Origin of the sequence: Mycolicibacterium vinylchloridicum, from assembly GCF_013404075.1 — a bacterium.
GTDB lineage: Bacteria > Actinomycetota > Actinomycetes > Mycobacteriales > Mycobacteriaceae > Mycobacterium > Mycobacterium vinylchloridicum.
Map to the genome: position 1 here is coordinate 75,644 of NZ_JACBJQ010000007.1, position 17,890 is coordinate 93,533.

Annotated in this window: 16 protein-coding genes; 10 read left to right on the top strand and 6 right to left on the bottom strand. The window is 67.5% G+C overall.

Annotated elements, in window-relative coordinates; translation table 11 throughout:
• Position 1: 1 nt before the first annotated feature.
• Positions 2-793 carry a trypsin-like serine peptidase gene (locus tag HPC46_RS08455; RefSeq protein WP_233716308.1) on the bottom strand — a complete coding sequence of 264 codons (792 nt, stop codon included), beginning with the start codon at positions 791-793 and terminating at the stop codon, positions 2-4.
• Positions 794-935: 142 nt separating this feature from the next.
• Here HPC46_RS08455 and HPC46_RS08460 point away from each other — a divergent pair, with 142 nt between their 5' ends.
• The 3 genes from HPC46_RS08460 to HPC46_RS08470 are packed head-to-tail and all read left to right on the top strand — an operon-like array spanning position 936 to position 3,686.
• Positions 936-1,910, top strand: coding sequence for a proteasome assembly chaperone family protein (locus HPC46_RS08460; RefSeq protein WP_179468714.1), 975 nt, complete (start codon positions 936-938; stop codon positions 1,908-1,910).
• A gap of 32 nt (positions 1,911-1,942) precedes the next feature.
• Entirely contained in the window at positions 1,943-2,965 is a 1,023-nt protein-coding gene (locus tag HPC46_RS08465) for an alpha/beta fold hydrolase (RefSeq protein ID WP_179468716.1), read from the top strand.
• 34 nt (positions 2,966-2,999) lie between these two features.
• The gene (locus tag HPC46_RS08470) at positions 3,000-3,686 is read left to right on the top strand and encodes a PhzF family protein (protein WP_179468718.1); all 687 of its coding nucleotides are present in this window, start codon (positions 3,000-3,002) and stop codon (positions 3,684-3,686) included.
• Between the two features lie 6 nt (positions 3,687-3,692).
• Here HPC46_RS08470 and nrdR read toward each other — a convergent pair whose 3' ends face one another.
• Together nrdR and HPC46_RS08480 are read right to left on the bottom strand one after the other, a co-directional pair.
• Entirely contained in the window at positions 3,693-4,157 is a 465-nt protein-coding gene (gene nrdR / locus HPC46_RS08475; RefSeq protein ID WP_179468721.1) for a transcriptional regulator NrdR, read from the bottom strand.
• A gap of 93 nt (positions 4,158-4,250) precedes the next feature.
• Entirely contained in the window at positions 4,251-4,742 is a 492-nt protein-coding gene (locus HPC46_RS08480; protein ID WP_179468723.1) for a LysM peptidoglycan-binding domain-containing protein, read from the bottom strand.
• 234 nt (positions 4,743-4,976) lie between these two features.
• Here HPC46_RS08480 and lexA point away from each other — a divergent pair, with 234 nt between their 5' ends.
• Positions 4,977-5,648, top strand: coding sequence for a transcriptional repressor LexA (lexA, locus tag HPC46_RS08485; RefSeq protein ID WP_179468725.1), 672 nt, complete (start codon positions 4,977-4,979; stop codon positions 5,646-5,648).
• A 12-nt stretch (positions 5,649-5,660) separates the two neighbouring features.
• On the opposite strand, the gene HPC46_RS08490 is transcribed toward lexA, so the two are convergent.
• Both HPC46_RS08490 and HPC46_RS08495 read right to left on the bottom strand, forming a co-directional pair.
• A complete protein-coding gene (locus tag HPC46_RS08490; protein WP_179468727.1) occupies positions 5,661-7,805 on the bottom strand; it encodes an LGFP repeat-containing protein in 2,145 nt (714 codons plus the stop codon).
• Between the two features lie 219 nt (positions 7,806-8,024).
• Positions 8,025-9,209 carry an acyl-CoA dehydrogenase family protein gene (locus HPC46_RS08495; RefSeq protein ID WP_179468729.1) on the bottom strand — a complete coding sequence of 395 codons (1,185 nt, stop codon included), beginning with the start codon at positions 9,207-9,209 and terminating at the stop codon, positions 8,025-8,027.
• Positions 9,210-9,389: 180 nt separating this feature from the next.
• Here HPC46_RS08495 and HPC46_RS08500 point away from each other — a divergent pair, with 180 nt between their 5' ends.
• The 6 genes from HPC46_RS08500 to HPC46_RS08525 all read left to right on the top strand — a co-directional run bounded on the left by HPC46_RS08500 (position 9,390) and on the right by HPC46_RS08525 (position 16,728).
• Positions 9,390-10,574 (top strand): phosphorylase family protein, encoded by a 1,185-nt coding sequence (locus HPC46_RS08500; RefSeq protein WP_233716309.1) that lies wholly within the window; start codon positions 9,390-9,392, stop codon positions 10,572-10,574.
• 10 nt (positions 10,575-10,584) lie between these two features.
• Positions 10,585-12,867 (top strand): molybdopterin-dependent oxidoreductase, encoded by a 2,283-nt coding sequence (locus HPC46_RS08505; protein ID WP_179468732.1) that lies wholly within the window; start codon positions 10,585-10,587, stop codon positions 12,865-12,867.
• Positions 12,864-13,367 carry a hypothetical protein gene (locus HPC46_RS08510; protein ID WP_179468734.1) on the top strand — a complete coding sequence of 168 codons (504 nt, stop codon included), beginning with the start codon at positions 12,864-12,866 and terminating at the stop codon, positions 13,365-13,367. The genes HPC46_RS08505 and HPC46_RS08510 overlap by 4 nt, the downstream gene beginning before the upstream one ends.
• A gap of 69 nt (positions 13,368-13,436) precedes the next feature.
• The gene (locus HPC46_RS08515) at positions 13,437-14,111 is read left to right on the top strand and encodes a hypothetical protein (protein ID WP_179468736.1); all 675 of its coding nucleotides are present in this window, start codon (positions 13,437-13,439) and stop codon (positions 14,109-14,111) included.
• On the top strand, positions 14,108-15,082 hold the full coding sequence (locus HPC46_RS08520; RefSeq protein ID WP_179468738.1) for a hypothetical protein: 975 nt from the start codon (positions 14,108-14,110) through the stop codon (positions 15,080-15,082). The genes HPC46_RS08515 and HPC46_RS08520 overlap by 4 nt, the downstream gene beginning before the upstream one ends.
• Positions 15,083-15,327: 245 nt before the next feature.
• Positions 15,328-16,728, top strand: a complete 1,401-nt coding sequence (locus HPC46_RS08525) for a PE-PPE domain-containing protein (protein ID WP_179468740.1) — start codon at positions 15,328-15,330, stop codon at positions 16,726-16,728.
• Here the strand turns inward: HPC46_RS08525 and HPC46_RS08530 are convergent.
• On the bottom strand, positions 16,725-17,882 hold the full coding sequence (locus tag HPC46_RS08530; protein ID WP_179468743.1) for a PE-PPE domain-containing protein: 1,158 nt from the start codon (positions 17,880-17,882) through the stop codon (positions 16,725-16,727). The genes HPC46_RS08525 and HPC46_RS08530 overlap by 4 nt on opposite strands.
• Between the last annotated feature and the right edge of the window lie 8 nt (positions 17,883-17,890).

Sequence of the window (17,890 nt, forward strand, 5' to 3'; positions counted from 1 at the left end):
GTCAGCACTCGCTGTCGAACGACGCCGGCGCGGCATCGCCGGGGCCGCCCGCCTCGGCGCGCGCCAGCAGCGCGGCCGTCGCGGCATCGAACGGCGACGAATACGACACGTTGTCCTGGCAGCCGCCGCCGTTCCACCCGCCGATCACGCCGATCACCGTCGCGCCGGTGATCCAGGGCCCGCCGCTGGTGCCGTCGACCAGACCACCGCAGCGCAGCGCGGGGTATCCCTCGGAATTCATCCCGGCCGTCGTGTCGCAGCCCAGTGGCGGGCCGCCTACGCCCGCGGGATACCCGACGACCGTCACCGCAGCGGAGTGCCCGGGTGCGACGCCGAGCGTCAATGCCTGCCCGGCGACCGATTCGACGGTCCCGCCCCCATCCCGACTGACCCGCGCGAACGCGTAGTCGGCTTTGGGGTCCTGGGAGCTGACCCAGCGAGGATCGAGGTAGACGGCGTCGACGGTCCACACGTCGCCGGGCGCTGCCTTCTCGCTGAAGCCGGGGACGAACGTGGCAGGCAAGCCATCGGCCAGGCAGTGGGCCGCGGTCAGGATCAGATCCTCCGTTGTGGAGTGCACGACGGAAGCGGTGCAGGTGTGGGCATCGGTTCCGCCGAGGAACAACGCCCCCACCGCTGGTTCCGGCGCCACCGGCCGGGCACTCTTGTCTTGCGCACCGGCGGGTTCGGCGGCCTTCGCCGGCGGCTCATCCGACGTGCGGCAACCGGCGATCAGCAGCATGACCAACGCCAGGCTGAGTGCCGCCGCAACCGTCCGCATCTGGTCGATCATGCCTGATAGGGAACGGCGAGCACCGCGACTGCGTTGTGCAACACAGGCGCTCTTGCCAGCGCAGGCCCGAATCTAAGAGACACTGGTTGTCACGGTACAAGGGCATGACATCATGCCCGGGCACCGCGAGGAGGCGGAGACGATGACTGACGAGCAAGGACAGCAGTACCAACCCGAGCAGACCGGAATGTACGAACTGGAGTTTCCGGCGCCGCAATTGTCCGCGCCCGACGGGCGTGGACCGGTGCTGATCCACGCGCTCGAGGGGTTCTCCGATGCCGGGCACGCCATTCACCTGGCCGCCGAACATCTGCGGAGCAAGCTCGACACGGAGCTGGTTGCCTCGTTCGCGATCGACGAACTGCTGGATTACCGGTCCCGGCGGCCGCTGATGACGTTCAAAACCGACCACTTCACCGACTACGACGATCCGCAGCTGAACCTGTACGCCCTGCGTGACAGCCTCGGCACGCCTTTTCTGCTGCTCGCCGGTCTGGAGCCGGACCTGAAATGGGAGCGCTTCGTGACTGCGGTGCGGCTGCTGGCCGAGCGGCTCGGGGTGCGTCAGACGATCGGGCTGGGCACCATTCCGATGGCGGTCCCCCACACCCGCCCGGTGACACTGACCGCGCACTCGAACAATCGCGAGCTGATCACCGAATTCACCCCGTGGGTGGGCGAGGTGCAGGTCCCCGGCAGCGTGTCCAACCTGCTGGAATACCGGATGGCTCAGCACGGCCACGAAGTCGTCGGGTTCACCGTCCATGTGCCGCACTATCTGGCTCAGACCGACTACCCGGCCGCCGCCGAGGCGCTGCTGGAGCAGGTGGCCAAGCTGACTTCGCTACAGGTGCCGTTGCGGGCGCTGACCGACGCCGGCGCGAGTATCCGCACCAAGATCGACGAGCAGGTAGAGGCCTCGCCGGAAGTCTCCCAAGTGGTGACCGCCCTGGAGCGACAGTACGATGCTTTCGTTGCCGCTCAAGAGAACCGGTCGCTTCTGGCACGCGATGAGGATCTCCCCAGCGGCGACGAACTGGGCGCGGAATTCGAGCGATTCCTGGCCCAGCACGCCGAGGACTTCAAAGACGGTTTCACCGACAACGGGGATACCTAGCGAAGTCCGCCGCACCGACGACGGGGTTGCCTATGACGCAGCGAAAGCCCAATCTGCAACCCGTGCGGGAAGTGACGCCCACACTGCATTTCCGGACCATTCACGGTTACCGGCGAGCATTCCGGGTGGCCGGGTCGGGGCCCACGCTGCTGCTGATCCACGGGATCGGCGACAACTCGACGACGTGGCATTCGGTGCACAGCAAGCTCGCCCAGCGATTCACCGTGATCGCCCCGGACCTGCTGGGGCACGGCCAGTCCGACAAGCCGAGAGCCGACTATTCGGTGGCGGCCTACGCCAACGGCATGCGCGACCTGCTGAGCGTTCTCGAAGTCGACAAGGTCACCGTCGTGGGGCATTCACTCGGTGGCGGCGTGGCGATGCAATTCGTCTACCAGTACCCACAATTGGTCGAGCGGCTGATCCTGGTCGGGGCCGGCGGCGTGACCAAGGACGTCAACATTGCGCTGCGAGCCGCCTCCCTGCCGATGGGCGGCGAGGCCTTGGCCCTACTGCGGCTGCCGCTGGTGTTGCCTGCCCTGCAGGTCGCCGGGCGGGCGCTGGGTGCGGTCTTCGGCTCGACGGGCCTGGGCCGCGATCTGCCCGACGCGCTGCGCATCCTGACCGATCTGCCCGAGCCGACCGCGTCGTCGGCGTTCACCCGCACGTTGCGCTCGGTGGTCGATTGGCGCGGGCAGGTGGTGACCATGCTCGACCGATGTTATTTGACCGAATCCGTTCCTGTGCAACTTATTTGGGGTGACCAGGACGCGATGATCCCGGTCAGCCACGCCAAGATGGCGCACTCGGCGATGCCGGGGTCCCGATTGGAGATCTTTGGTCGCTCCGGCCATTTCCCGTTTCATGACGACCCCGACCGTTTTGTGGAGGTCGTCGAGCGGTTCATCGACTCCACCGAACCCGCCAAGTACGACCAAGACCTGCTGCGTGACCTGTTGCGCACCGGGCTGTCCGAGGGTTCGGTAACCGGCACGCTCGACACCAGGGTCGCGGTGCTCGACGCGATGGGCACCGACGAGCGCAGCGCTACCTGACCGCGGGCCCGCCCGGGCGTCGTACAGTCGGGGTATGACCGTCGACGTGACCGTGTTGCGGGTGTTCACCGATGCGTGCGGCAATTTCGGGAATCCGCTCGGCGTGGTCGATGCGGCCACCGTGGCCGCCGGTGAGCGTCAGCGCGTCGCAGCCGAATTGGGTTACAGCGAAACGATTTTCATCGACGTGCCGAACAGCGGGTCGACGACCGCACATGCGCGCATCTTCACCCCGTCCACCGAGCTGCCGTTCGCGGGGCACCCGACAGTGGGCGCGGCGTGGTGGCTGGCCGAACGCGGAACCCCGATCCGCACCCTGCAGGTGCCGGCCGGCATCGTGCAGATCAGCTACGACGACACGCTCACCGTGGTGCGGGCACGCGCGGAATGGTCACCGGAGTTCGCCCTTCACGAGCTGGATTCGGTGGACGAACTGCTGGCCGCCGAGCCCGACGATTACCCCGACGACGCAGAGCACTACCTGTGGGCGTGGCTGGATCGCGACGGCGGGCATATCCGGTCCCGCATGTTCGCCACCGACCTGGGCGTTCCCGAGGACGAGGCGACGGGTTCCGCGGCGGCGCGGCTCACCGACTACCTGAGCCGGGACCTGACGATCACCCAGGGCAAGGGGTCGCAGATCTATACGACGTGGAATTCCGAAGGATGGGTGCTGGTCGCCGGTCGTGTGGTCAGCGACGGCACCCGTCAGCTGGATTGACGATGCTCAGCCTGAGGTATTGACCGCGCGGTGGGCTCGCAGCGCCTCGATTTCGCGCTCGAAGTCCTCGGCAGAACTGAACGAGCGGTACACCGAGGCGAATCTCAGGTAGGCGACCTCGTCGAGTTCGCGCAGCGGACCGAGAATGGCCAGGCCCACCTCGTGGCTGGGAATCTCCGGGGAGCCGGCTGCTCGCACGGTGTCTTCGACCTGCTGAGCCAGCAGGTTGAGCGCATCGTCGTCGACGTCGCGGCCCTGGCAGGCCCGGCGCACCCCGCTGATGACCTTCTCCCGGCTGAACGGCTCGGTGACACCACTGCGTTTGACGACCGCCAGAACGGCAGTCTCCACGGTGGTGAACCGCCGACCACATTCCGGACAGGACCGGCGCCGTCGGATGGCCTGGCCCTCATCGGCCTCACGGGAATCGACGACCCGGGAGTCGGGGTGGCGGCAGAACGGACAATGCATGGCCGCTCCTTCGACTCCGCCGCAGCTCGATGCTTCGAGCCACCCAGAGCCTACCTGTGCGGTCCAGCGAGCGGCCACGTCCGGGAAGGGTGGTCAGCCAATGGGAGCGATGAGCGTCTGACCGGCGTCCAACGAGGCCGAATCGAGCTTGTTGAGGTCGCGGATGCGCGCCATGACCTGTCCGGCGGGCGCGTCGGGCGCGACCCGGCCGGCCAGTTGCTCCAGCGTCTCCCCCGCCTGGACCTGGACGACAGCCAGCTGATCCGGCAGCTGATCGGCGGCCATCGGGGCAGCACTGAGATGCCCGACCAGCCCCAGCCACAGGGTGATCAGCGCGGCCACCCCGGCCAGGGCGATGGTGACGGCGGTGCTGACCGGCCGTCGCGTGTGCGCCGCGCGAGAGAAGGCGACGCCGCTACCGCGGTACTGGATCGGCGCGACGGCCGGACGGGCCGGGTACGGCCGGTACGCGCGGGGCCCGGCGGGACGGCCGCGAACGGGCGCGACGGGCCTGACGGCCGCCGGACGGCGCATCGGCCGCACCGGTGCCGCTGGGAAAACCTGCCGATCGTCGATGACTGTCACGTCTGTTTCCTTCCTCGCAAGACGCCCATTGTTCGCTCTTGTGTTCGAACAGTACTCGATCATCCGTTCGAATACCGAACATGCGAGCGAGCGTGTCTGAAGAATAAATCCGGCCACCGACAAGTTTTGATTCCTCGCGATTCACCAGGTCACTCGCTCGACCACGCTCGGCGCGACACGCCGCGGTCGAACAAGTGTTTGATTATCTTGGGTCCCGCGACTACATTCGGGCCCATGAGCGACCGCAGTGAGACATCAGGTGCCGACACCGCGCTGACCGAGCGGCAGCGAACCATTCTCGAAGTGATCCGAGCCTCGGTCACCAGCCGCGGCTATCCGCCGAGCATCCGCGAGATCGGCGACGCCGTCGGTCTCACCTCCACCTCGTCGGTGGCACATCAGCTGCGCACCCTGGAGCGCAAGGGCTACCTGCGCCGCGACGCCAACCGCCCGCGCGCCGTGGACGTCCGCGGCGCCGACGACAACGTGTCAGCCGTCCGCACCGAGGTCGCCGGCTCGGACGCCCTCCCCGAACCGACGTTCGTGCCGGTGCTGGGCCGGATCGCCGCCGGCGGCCCGATCCTGGCCGAGGAAGCCGTCGAGGACGTCTTCCCACTCCCGCGTGAACTGGTCGGCGAGGGCTCGCTGTTCCTGCTCAAGGTCGTCGGTGAGTCGATGGTCGACGCCGCGATCTGCGACGGCGACTGGGTCGTGATCCGGCAGCAGAACGTGGCCGACAACGGCGACATCGTCGCGGCGATGATCGACGGCGAAGCAACGGTGAAGACCTTCAAGCGCACCAGCGGTCAGGTCTGGCTGATGCCGCACAACCCGGCTTTCGACCCGATTCCCGGTAACGATGCCGCCATCCTCGGCAAGGTCGTCACCGTCATCCGCAAGATCTAGCGGACGGCGACCTCATTCCGCTTTGAGGAATCCGTTCGCCTGAGCGAGTTCCTCACTGGCGAACCACACTTCGGGCACCGTGTGGTCGTAAAGGGCCGAATCCGGGGTGTAGTAGAGCCCCGAATGGGTGTTCGCCTTGATGACGTATCCGTCGGGCGCCTGGTACGGATCAGACAGCGGAAGATGGATCGCCGGGCGTGACGATGCCGCGGCCGGGACGTCGGACTGCAGCACCTCCGCCGGTTCGGTGACCGGCTGATCGGCGCCCTCCTCCGGCTCGACAATCTCAGCCTCGAACTCCTCCGGCTCCGGTTCGGGTTCGGGTTCGGGTTCGAGATCCGGCTCGGCGGCGCGCCGACGCCCACCTGGCCTGCCGGACTCGCCCAGGTTCAGACGCCAGATCGACTGCGACTCACCGAGATTCACCGCCGCGTGGCGTCCTGAGTCGCTCGCGTCGTCGGCCTCGATCTCCTCGACTTCGGCATACTCGTACTCGACGGCCACCTCGGGCTCTTCGGTATCACCGGAATCCGCGGGCTCCTCGGGAATCCGCGTCGGCGTCGTGTCGATCGAGTCCTGATCACCGTCGAACACGTCCTCGGGCCCGGGCTGCGACTTGTCCTCATCGTCCGGCTGCGCCCAGGAGAATCCGGGTGCCTGCGCGACCTGGCCACGGCCACCGTCGGGGTAGGTCGAAAAGCGCTCGGCCGCAGTGGGACCCGAAGATCCGGAATGCTCGTGGGGCCAATGATCGTCATCGTCGTCGTAATCTGGCTCATGAAAGTCGTCGTCGACCTCGATGTCGGTGCCGCGGCGGCGCTGCAACCAGAGCAGCCCCAGCGCGATCACGGCCACCAGCAGCAGCGCCGGAATGATGATCAGCAACCACCACCAGTGCCAGGTGAAGCCCTTGCCCGACTTGGGCGCCGCCGCCGGGCCCGCTTGCGGCCCGGTCGCGTTGGGCACCTGCAGTCCGGCCAATTGTCCGGCCAGTTCCGGTGGTTTGGTGGTGAACTTGTTGCTGGCCTTGTTCCAGGAGATCTCGCCACCGGTGAATTTCTGGGTGACGGTGTCACCGTTGACGCTCTGCTCGGCGGTCGGCGCACCGAGCTTGCCGCCTCCGCCGCCGAGCTTCGCCCAGGCGGCGTTGATCGCACCGCGCACCACGACGGCGCCGTTGTCGGGCGTCCAGACGATCACCGGCTTGTCGGCAGCACTGAACGAGCTGACGCGGCTGTTCGGGGCACCGCCGTCGGCCTCGGTTCCGGTCGGCAGACCGAGGTCACCGGTCGGTCCGCCCGCAGCCTCGTACTTCGCCAGGATCGCGCCGGTCACCGCGTGGGCGCCGGTCGCCGGTGAGTAGAAGATCTTGCCGCCGGCGTAATCCTGCACCGCGCCATCGGTACCGACGGGACTCTGCGCGCCCTGGCGCGCGCCGAGCGGCCCCGAGAGCCCGCCCGCGGCGCGCCACGCCTGATTGATCGCCGTCGTCGCGTCGGTCGGCACCTCGACACCCGCAAGGTTGTCGGCCAGTTCGGGGGGAACCGTGGTGAACGTCTTGGAGCTGCTGTCGTAGGAGATCTCACCGCCGGTGAACTTCTGATTCACCACAGTGCCGTCGAAGGTCTCGTCACCGGTGGGCACGCCCATCGTGCCTGCCGAGCCGCCGAGCTTGTCCCACGCCGCATTGATCGCGCCGCGCACCACCCACGCGCCGGTGTCGGGGGTCCAGAAGATGGCCGGCTTGTCGCTGGCGCTGAATGTGCTGACCAGGCTGTCCGGACCCACCAGGCCCGCCACCTCGTCGATGGTGGGGAAACCGAGGTCGCTGTCGGCAGGACCGCCGAGCGCCTGGTACTTGTCCAGGATCGGCCCGAAGAGCAGGTGCGCCCCGGTTGCGGGGGTGAAGAAGATCTTGCCGCCGCTGAAGTTCTGGGCGAAGCCGTCGCCGACGCCGTAGACATCGCCGTCCTTGGTACCTACCGGAGAAGTGTCGCCGCCGGCGGCCTGCCAGGCCTGGTCGATGGCGTCAGTTGCGTCACTTTCGGGGGTTGCGATCGCCCCGGGTGCGAATAGCAGCGCCGCAGTAGTCGTCGCGATGACGGCGAGCGCCATCCGCCCGACGCCTCGACTGAGACGACTTCCAAGCCAGGTCATGCACTCTCCCCGTAGTTTCGGTCAAGATGCCTTCCCCATATCCTCCGCGTCAACTGTGCGTCAGCACTTCACGACACGCGGCATTTCCCTAGATAAGCCACAGGTGGCACGGGGCAAAACTGTCCGAAAAGTCGAGCACAACGCGACCTTATTCGATTCACCGGGTCTCGAATTGTGGCTCGCAAGGGGTCAAACTGCCAGCTCAGCGCACGCGTCTGGCTAGACGCCCAGGCTGCGGCCGATGATTTCCTTCATGATTTCGGTCGTCCCGCCGTAAATCGTCTGGACTCGGGCGTCCAAGTACGAGCGCGCCACCGAATATTCGCGCATGTAGCCGTAGCCGCCGTGCAATTGCAGGCACCGGTCGACCAGATGCACCTGCTTCTCGGTCGAATACCACTTCGCCATCGAGGCCTGCTCGGCGGACAACTTCTTGTCCAAATGCAGGCGGATGAACTCGTCGACCATGATGCGCACCGCGGTCGCCTCGGTGGACAGTTCGGCCAGCAGGAAGCGGCTGTTCTGCTGGCTGCCGATCGGCTTGCCGAAGGCCTTGCGTTCCTTGGTGTATTGCAACGTCTGCTCGAGCACGGTCTCCATGCCCATCGCCGCCATGACCGCGATGTTGAGCCGCTCCTGCGGCAGATTCTGCATCAGGTAAATGAACCCCTGCCCCTCCTCACCGAGCAGGTTCTCGGCGGGCACCTTGACGTCGGTGAAGGACAGTTCCGCCGTGTCCTGGGCATCCAGACCGATCTTGTCGAGATGGCGGCCGCGTTCGAAGCCCTCCATGCCGCGCTCGACGACCAGCAGCGAGAAGCCCAGCGCGCCCTTGTCGGGATCGGTCTGGGCCACCACGATCACCAGGTCGGCGTTGATGCCGTTGGTGATGAAGGTCTTGGAACCGTTGAGGATGTAGTGGTCGCCCTCTTTGACCGCGCGGGTCTTGATGCCCTGCAGATCGCTACCGGTGCCCGGTTCGGTCATCGCGATGGCGGTGATGTACTCGCCACTGCAGAACTTGGGCAGCCATCGCTGCTTCTGCTCCTCGGTGGTCAGCTCCAGCAGGTACGGCGCGATGATGTCGTTGTGCAGGCCGAATCCGAGCCCGCTGTAGCGCCCGGCGGTGGTCTCCTCGGTCAGCACCACGTTGTAGCGGAAGTCCGCGTTGCCGCCGCCGCCGTACTCTTCCGGCACCGCCATCCCGAGAAAGCCTTGCTTACCCGCCTCGAGCCAGACCCCGCGGTCGACGATCTTGTCCTTCTCCCACTGGTCGTGGAACGGCGCGACGTGCCGATCGAGGAACGCCCGGTAGGACTCGCGGAACAGGTCGTGTTCGGGCTCGAACAGGGTCCGCTCGTACTTGACGGTTGCGTTCTTCTCTGGGCTCTTTTGCGAGGCCATTGACTTCCCTCCGGACGGCGCTGGGTTCTTCCGACGAGAATAACCAACCGGATGGTTGGTCGCCCCATCGGGCCCTGCCGATCGATCTGCGCCTGATGTTTGCGCGATGTTCGGTGAGCGGCTGCCGCGCGGCGATATTGTTCGCCAAAGAAGCTGGTCACAGCGGGTCGAGGGGGCTCCATGATGAGCACGTGGCTTCGCTGCGCCACGGCGCTGGCCGGGTTGGGCGCGGCATTGCTCATCTGGCCGGCAACGGCGTCGGCGGTACCCGGCGCCGATTCGCAGGCAGGCCATCGCCCCCATCCGCAGTCCAAGTCCACGGCGGCTCCCGAGCGCGTGCGGGCACCCGGGACGGCATCGTCGGCGAGGAAGCACCGGCAGCCGGCGCTCGCAGCGAGACCACAGACCCAGAACCCCGGCCAGAGTCCGCAGCAGCGCACCGGCGAACCGGAGCGACGCACTCTGGTGCTGACCGCCTTCCCGGCCGAGGCCGACGCCATCCTCGCGCGCACCACACTCGACCCCGAACCGTCGGTGGTTGTCGACGGCAGGCACTTCTACCTCGGTGAACTGGGCGGCAAGCAGGTCATTGTGGCGATGACCGGCATCGGCATGGTCAACGCCACCAGCACCACCCAGGCTGCCTTCAACCACTTCACCCCGGACACCGGGATCGCCATCGGCGCAGTCGTTTTCGTCGGGGTCGCCGGCGGGTCCGGCCGAACGAACATCGGGGCGGTGGCCGTACCGGCGCGCTGGACATCCGACGGCGGCCAGACCTGGCAGGCCGTGGACACCGGCATGCTCGCAGCGGCCAACTCCCTGACGGTCGACCTCGGCAGTTCGGACAGCATCGTCGATCCCGTATTCGGGTGCGGACTCCTGAGCCCGATTCTGAGGATCGATCTGCGGCGCGAACCCCACATTTTCGTCGGGGGCGACGGCTTCAGCGACGACAACAACAATGGCACCGCCTTTCCCACCATCCCCCTCGGCGGATGGGTCTTCGGTCCGCAGCCCTTGGCGGCCCCGGATTTCTCACCCCTGTTCACCGGGAATTTCTTCGACGCGATAGGCCCGTTCCTCACCAAGGGTTTGATCAGCAACATCACCGGATACCTGGCGACCACCATCCCGCCGGTGGACGCGGTCGACCAGGAAACCGCCGCCGCGCAACAGGTCGCCGACAGCTACGGTGTCCCGTTCCTCGGCATCCGCGGCATCTCCGACGGTCCGGGCGACCCCCTTCGCTTGCCGGATATCCCGTTCCTGCAGTTCTTCGTCTACGGCCAGCTCGCCGCGGGCAACGCCGCCACCGTCGCCGAGGCCTTCCTGCAGACGTGGGCGCCCGACGCCCCCGCATAGACTTTCCGGCATGCCCGACGCCCCCAGGAGCCTCACGCACTGGGGTGCATTCAGCGCACAGGTGACCGACGGTGAGATCACCGCCGTCACACCGATTCCCGGCGATGCCGATCCCTCTCCCCTGCTCGGCAACATCCCGGGCTCCCTGCGTCACCCGTCCCGTATCGCCACCCCCGCCATCCGCCGCGGCTGGCTGCGTGACGGGCCCGGACCCAGTGCCGCGCGCGGCGCCGACGAGTTCGTCGCCGTGGGCTGGGATGAGCTCACCGAGCTGCTCGCCACCGAGCTGCGCCGGGTGGTCGACATGCACGGCAACGAAGCCATCTACGGCGGCTCCTACGGTTGGGCCAGCGCGGGCCGGTTCCACCACGCCCAGAGCCAGGTGCACCGATTCCTGAAACTGCTTGGCGGATATACCTTTTCGCGACATTCCTACAGCCTGGGCGCCACCGGCGTGATCATGCCGCGGGTGGTCGGCACGCACGACGACCTGTTCAAGCGATCCACCGAGTGGAACGTCATCGTCGAACACACCGACCTGCTGGTGTGCTTCGGCGGGGTGAACCTGAAGAACACCGGGATCAACCACGGCGGCACCACCGGCCACCCGGCCCGTGGCGCACTGCAGCGGTTCCGCCACAAGGGCGGGCGCATCGTCTCGATCAGCCCGCTGCGCAGCGATGTCGACGGCGATTGCCAGTGGCTACCGGCCATCCCGGGCACCGATGTCGCGATCATGCTCGCACTGGCCTACGTGCTGGCTACCGAAAACCTGGCCGACCACCGGTTTCTCGAGACCTACTGCACCGGTTACGAGCGATTCGAGCGCTACCTGCTCGGCACCGAAGACGGCCGGCCGAAGTCACCGCAGTGGGCCGCGGACATCTGCGGGATCGACGCCGCGGTGCTGACCGAGTTGGCCAGGACGATGGCCGCGCAGCGCACCATCGTCACCGTCAGCTGGTCGCTGCAGCGCCTGCGCCACGGTGAGCAGGCCCCGTGGATGGGGCTGACACTGGCGGCCATGCTGGGCCAAATCGGTCTGCCCGGAGGCGGTTTCGGCCACGGGTACGGGTCGATGAACGAACCCGGCCTGCCGCCGGTGCGGGTCCGGCTGCCATCGCTGCCCCAGGGCGTCAACCCGGTGCAGACCTTCATCCCGGTCGCGGCGGTCAGCGATATGTTGTTGCACCCCGGCGAGGAATTCACCTACAACGGGCGCACCCTGACCTATCCCGACATCAAGTGCGTCTACTGGGCCGGCGGCAATCCCTTTCACCACCACCAGAATCTGCCCCGGCTGCGTCGCGCACTGGCTCGCGTCGACACCGTCGTGGTGCACGACCCGTACTGGACGCCGATGGCCCGGCACGCCGATATCGTCGTCCCCTCCACCACCGCGTTCGAGCGCGACGACTATTCCGGGTCACGCAATGACCCGCTGCTGGTGGCGATGCCGGCACTCGCGGACCCGTATGCGCAATCCCGCGACGACTACACGACGTTCGCGGCGCTGGCGCAGCGGTTGGGCTTCGGCGAACAGTTCACTTTGGGCCGCACCGCCCGGCAGTGGTTGCGGCACATGTATGAAAAGTGGTCGGCGGAAATCGATTTCACGGTTCCGGACTTCGACCAGTTCTGGGCCGACGGATTCCTGGCCCTGCCGGTCGAATCCGGCCTTACCCTGCTGGCCGACTTCCGCACCGACCCGCTGGCGCATCCACTGGCCACCCCGAGCGGCCGGATCGAGATCTTCTCCGACGACATCGACGGGTTCGGTTACCCCGACTGCGCGGGGCACCCGCGCTGGTACGAGCCCGTCGAATGGCTCGGCGGGCCGCGCGCCGAAGCCTTCCCGCTGCACCTGATCGCCAATCAGCCCGCTACCCGGTTGCACGGCCAGCTCGACGGCGGCGCGGCGAGCCAGAACGCGAAAGTTCACGGCCGCGAACCGCTCCGGATGCATCCCAGCGATGCCGTGCCGCGCGGTCTGGCCGACGGCGACGTGGTTCGGGTGTTCAACGACCGCGGCGCGTGTCTGGCGGGGGTGGTTGTCGACGAGGCGCTGCGGCCCCGGGTGGTGCAGCTGTCGACGGGCGCCTGGTACGACCCGCTGGATCCGGCAGACCCGGATTCGATGTGTGTGCACGGCAATCCCAACGTGTTGACCGACGACGTCGGCACCTCGTCGCTGGCCCGTGGCTGCACCGGCGCCGCCGTGCTGGTTCAAGTCGAGAAGCTCGAGGGTCCGCTGCCGCCGGTGCGGGCGCATGAACCCCCGGTGATCCGATGAGCGGCGTCGTCACCGTCACCGAACGGGGACGCGAACTCGCCTTCAGCTTCGAGGACATGAACCGCTTCCACGGTGGAGGTTCACCGGCCGGCGTCGCGACTGCGTTTACCGTGCTGCAGCGAGCGTTCTCACTACTCTCGCCGCAGGACCCGCCCGCACGGCGCTCGGTGACCATCAGGACTGCGTTTCGCGGGCCCGGCGCCCGCGACGGGTTCGAGGCCGTGACCCGGGCAGTCAGTGACGACCGCTTCGCCGTCGACCGCACATTGCTGCGTCCCGATCTGGGCCGGCTTCGCGAGGACTTCGTCTTCGCCGTCAGCATCGGCGGCAGCCTCGTGACCCTGGTGCTGCGGGACGGCTTCGTCACCGAGGAATTCATCGACCTGGCCCGGACCCAGCACCGCACAGCGGCACAGGAAGCCCAACTCGATACGCTGAAAGCCGCGCTGGCCGCCCGGATCCTCGCCGCGCCCGCCGAGGAGTTGTACGACCTGGCATGACCCTTGCCGGGTCGCTGTTGGCTACGCTCACACCGGAGTCAGTCGAGGTTCCTCAAGAACGGGCGGGCGATGGATCGGACGGCGGTCGCGGTGGTACTACTCGCCGCGGTTGTCTGCGGCCTGGGGGCGGCTGCCCTGATCACCCGGTGCCGTCGACGGCGGGCTCACTTCGACGCACTGCTCGGCGAGCGCGGCTGGATGCGGCTGCGCGACGGCGATTCGACGACCGTGCGACCCGAGCGCGGCGACTGGGAGGTTCGGACCACCCGCTCCTTCGCCACGCAGCAGTCCCCGCCATCTACTCACATCATCGTGAGCACGTGGTCGTCGACGTGGCCGACAAGCTCGCACGGCACCCTGCTCGCCGGACCTTCACCGCCGGGTCCGCTGCGTGACATGGCGATCGGGCTCATCGGCTCGCTGAATGGTCCGCTGCGCGGCTGGCTGGGGTTGACCCGGGTCGGAGACGGCGCCGAACTACGGGCCCTGGATACACCCGACCCGCGGCTACTGGCGTTCACCACTGCCGACGGCGATGGGGCCGGACTCGCCGGTGTGGCCGATGCTGTTAGTGCCTGGTGCGCGCGCTACGACAATGAGCGCGATCAACCGGCGGTGACACTGGACACCGACGGTGTCACGGTACGGGTGCGCAGCGACGCGATGCAGGCACCCGAGCGTCTGCTGGCGTTCGTCGAGCTCGGCCTGGCCTGCCGCACCGCGCTCGGAGAACTCCGTCGATGAACCTGGCCGCGGCGTGGTTGGCCATCGCCGTCGCAACCGCTGCACTGGTCTACCGCTGGCGTGACAAGGCCCTGCGCCTGTGCGTGGTGGCGGCCGGATCGGCGGTTGCGTTGGGCGCCGCCTTCCTTCTCACCGGCCCCAGCGTGACGGCGATCTTCGAACGGGCGGCAAAAGCCTTCGGGGGCACGGTGATCGCCGTGATCTTGTCGATGGTCGTGGTAGTGGTCGTGCTTCCCCGCCTGCGAAGCCGGGCCGACAGATGGGCAGCGGCCACCCTGTGCACAGTGCTGGCGACCGCGTTCGCCGCCGTTTCGATGATGTTGTGGCGCATTGCCGACGACGGGTTACAGTTCGCGACGCTGCCCGAGATCCGCACCGGCGACGGCATCTTGGACTGGCGCAACAGCGCGCCCCGCCACCGAATCTACGGTGTGCTCGTCGAAGGCCGCCTCGGCGAGCGGGCACCCGGCCAAAGCCGCGACGACGCCACGCTGCTGGCGTCGTATCAGTGCGACAACGTCGGGCCGCCGGCCCCGGCAACGATTCAGCCCTGGCTGCCGTCGTCGTTCACCTTGCATCTGGCCGACGACACGCAGGCCTGGGCACAGGGCATCAGCTCGGTGCGCCACGCCTGGAACTGGCCGGCAAGCGGCTACCGGCTCGCAGAATGCGGGTTGCGAGCCGGCGATCCGGTGGTGTTCTGGGGCCATCCGGGCGCCACTCACGCCAACGGAACCGATAAGCAGGAGCCGGCGATCAACGAAACCGCCCTGATCGCCTACGGCGACATCGCCGGCTTCCGGGCCAGCTTCGGACCCGGGGCGCAGCGCACCGGTCGAGCCGCTTTGGCGTTGGCCGGCCTCAACGGCGTGCTGGCGGTGGCCGTCGCCGTGGTCGGGTCGCGGTATTTTCGCCGGCTTCGGCGTGACGGCACCGACGAACCGCCCCGGCTCACCTGGTCGTCGAGCTGATCGCGTATTGGCGCAGGCTCGCAGCCAGCGCCGCAGGTACCCGCGCGCCTGTGGCTGCACCGGCGCCGCCGTCCTGGTTCAAGTCGAGAAGTTCGCCGGTCCGCTGGCGCCGTGCGGGCGCATGAACCACCGCTGATCCGCTGACCAGAGCGATTTTCTCAGGTTCTTCTCACATTCCACTGCGGGCATAAGTCGACTGATGCGACGATCTCAGCAATCCCGCTCACAACGACGAAGGTTTGCTGATGCCCCAGATGATCCGCACCGCCACCCGCTCGGCCGTGGTGGCCCTCCTGGCGATGATCACCGCGGTCGCCCTCGCGGTGGGCAGCACGATCACCGCAGCCGTCAGCCTGGCCGCGGTGGCGTTGATCGTGCCCGGCACCGGCACCCCCAACCCGGCCGTGCCGCCGCTGGGCACCAACTACATGGAGAACGCGGTCAACTACTACATCCAACCGCTGGATCCCGCCTGTGCGACGACCTGTACCCCTGAGCCGGTCCCCTACACCGCGCAGTTCTGGCCGTTCCCGTTCGCCGGCTGGGGCGGGTTGAACGGCGCGAAGTGGAATGTGTCGGTGGCCGACGGCGTGCAGAGCCTCAACACCCAGCTCGCCGCCACCGACCCTGCCGACGACGTGGTCATCTTCGGCTACTCGCAGGGCGCGACGGTCTCGAACGTCGTCAAGCGGCAGCTCGCCGACGCCAACGGCGGGGTCATCCCCGACCGGTACTCGTTCGTATTCATCGGTGACCCCAACCGTCCGAACGGCGGTCTGTTCGAGCGGCTGGCCGCACTCGGCACGGTGCCGATCCTGGACGCCACCTTCGGCCAGCCGGCTCCCACCGACACCACCGTGCTGCCCGGGGTGAACACCACCGACATCGCGTTCCAGTACGACGGTGTGGCTGATTTCCCGGCCAACCCGCTCAACGCGCTGGCCGTCCTCAATGCCCTTGCCGGATTCTGGTACATCCACGGGACGTACATCTCCCCGCGCGGAACCCAGCCGTCGACCGAGCTGCCCTACGGCTACACCCTTGCCGAGCTCCAGACCGCGATCGACTGTTCACAGAGCCCGAAGAACTGCCAGACCTTCAACGACACGCTCTACATCACGATCCCGGCCAAGACGCTGCCGATCATGCAGCCGCTGCTGGACATCGGCGCCGCCACCGGCACCACCGCGATCATCAAGCCGTTCGTCGACCTGATCTCGCCGGTCACCCGGGTACTGATCGAAACCGGTTACGACCGAAGCAATTACGGCCAGCCGACGCCGTTGACGATCTTCACCCCGATCAATCCGGCGAAGCTGACCGTCGATCTCGCCAATGCCGTCGTCCAGGGCATTCACGACGCGCTCGGCGATGTGGGTGTGTCACTACCGGCAGCGCCCGCACCTGCCACGTCGTCGACAGTGGCCGCCGCGGGCACCAGCGAGCCGGCCCCCGAGGCCGCATCCAAGCCGGTGCAGCCCAAGGCCTCTGCACACTCCGGCGCGGTGGCCAAGCCCGACAAGCCGACTACCGGTGGTTCAGTGAAGAGTGCCGGCAAGCTGGCCAAGCCCGCCACGGGCAAGGGCGGAAAGCCCTCGGCGGCAAGTGCTTCCGGGCGGGGGAAGTCTGCAAGAGACGCCGCCTAGGCTGCTACTCGAGCAGATCTTTCGGGGACCCGGTGCCCCGTTGTCCCCGACGATGCGTCCGCGCGTTCCGTGACCTTCTTGGGCAATCGGGCCGATGTGAAACGCTCGCTCGGCGTGGCGAGCCTCGAGCCGCGTGCACCGTGTGCCGCCGTGGTCACCGGGGGTGTGAACACCAGCCGTCCGTGAGAGAAGTACGGGCCCGCATCGGGGGTCAGCTTCGAGTAGCCCGCATCGACAATGGGCTTCAACGCCGAGTTCAGTGCGTTGACGACTGGCTTCGGCACACCGAGCTGTTGAAGCGGTTTGAGGAGGGGCAGGGTCGGTGACGGGATCATGAAGGTGGTGGTCGTCCCACCCAGGTCGCTGGTTACCTGCGACACCGCCACCGCGTCAGACCGCGTAGCCAGGGGCGTGGCCTCGTGGAAGTAGGCCATTCCGGCCAGCGCGTTGGCCACAGCGAGCAGATTCCACGGCCGGTCGGGCGGATCGCCCCAGAAGTCGTACTGATGGAAGACGACGCTGACGTCGTATTGGCTGTCGGCCAGACTGTGCGCGGTGTAATTCATCAGCGGGACCCATGCACCCACCCGAAAATAGATGTCGGCCAGACCCAGCTCCGGGCTCGAATACATCGCAAAGGACACCAGATCCGCTGGCGGCGCGCTGGGAGATGCCGCCAGATGGGCTAGCTCGCGATTGACGACGAGGGTCCCTTCCGATAGCGCGGCGACCACGACCGGGGCGCCCCCAGCGACCGCGCTCCTGATCTGGTCATCGAGCGAACGGCGCCCAGCGGCGACCGCGTCGTCGACGCCGGGCGCGGCCCGACTGAAGCTCAGCACACCCATGCTCGCCGGATAGTCGACCACCTGGGCGGTGCTGCGGGGAAACCAATTCACCCCGATCTGGTGATTGAGCAGGTCGTAGCCATCCAGAACCGACAGCGGCGGCCCAGCGGCCTCGCTGGTACCGAAAAAGTAGAGCCGTCCCAACGGTAGGTGCTTGACGATGTCCGGGTAATAGAGCGGCCCGGCGCCCGGAACGGTGATCCTTGTCTGTGCGTGCGCTCGGCCTGCCCCGTCCATCCCGACGCCGATGACCGCGGAGACGAGTGCCGCGATGGCCGCTCCACGCAGTAGTCGTGACCCCTTCATCCGCTGCC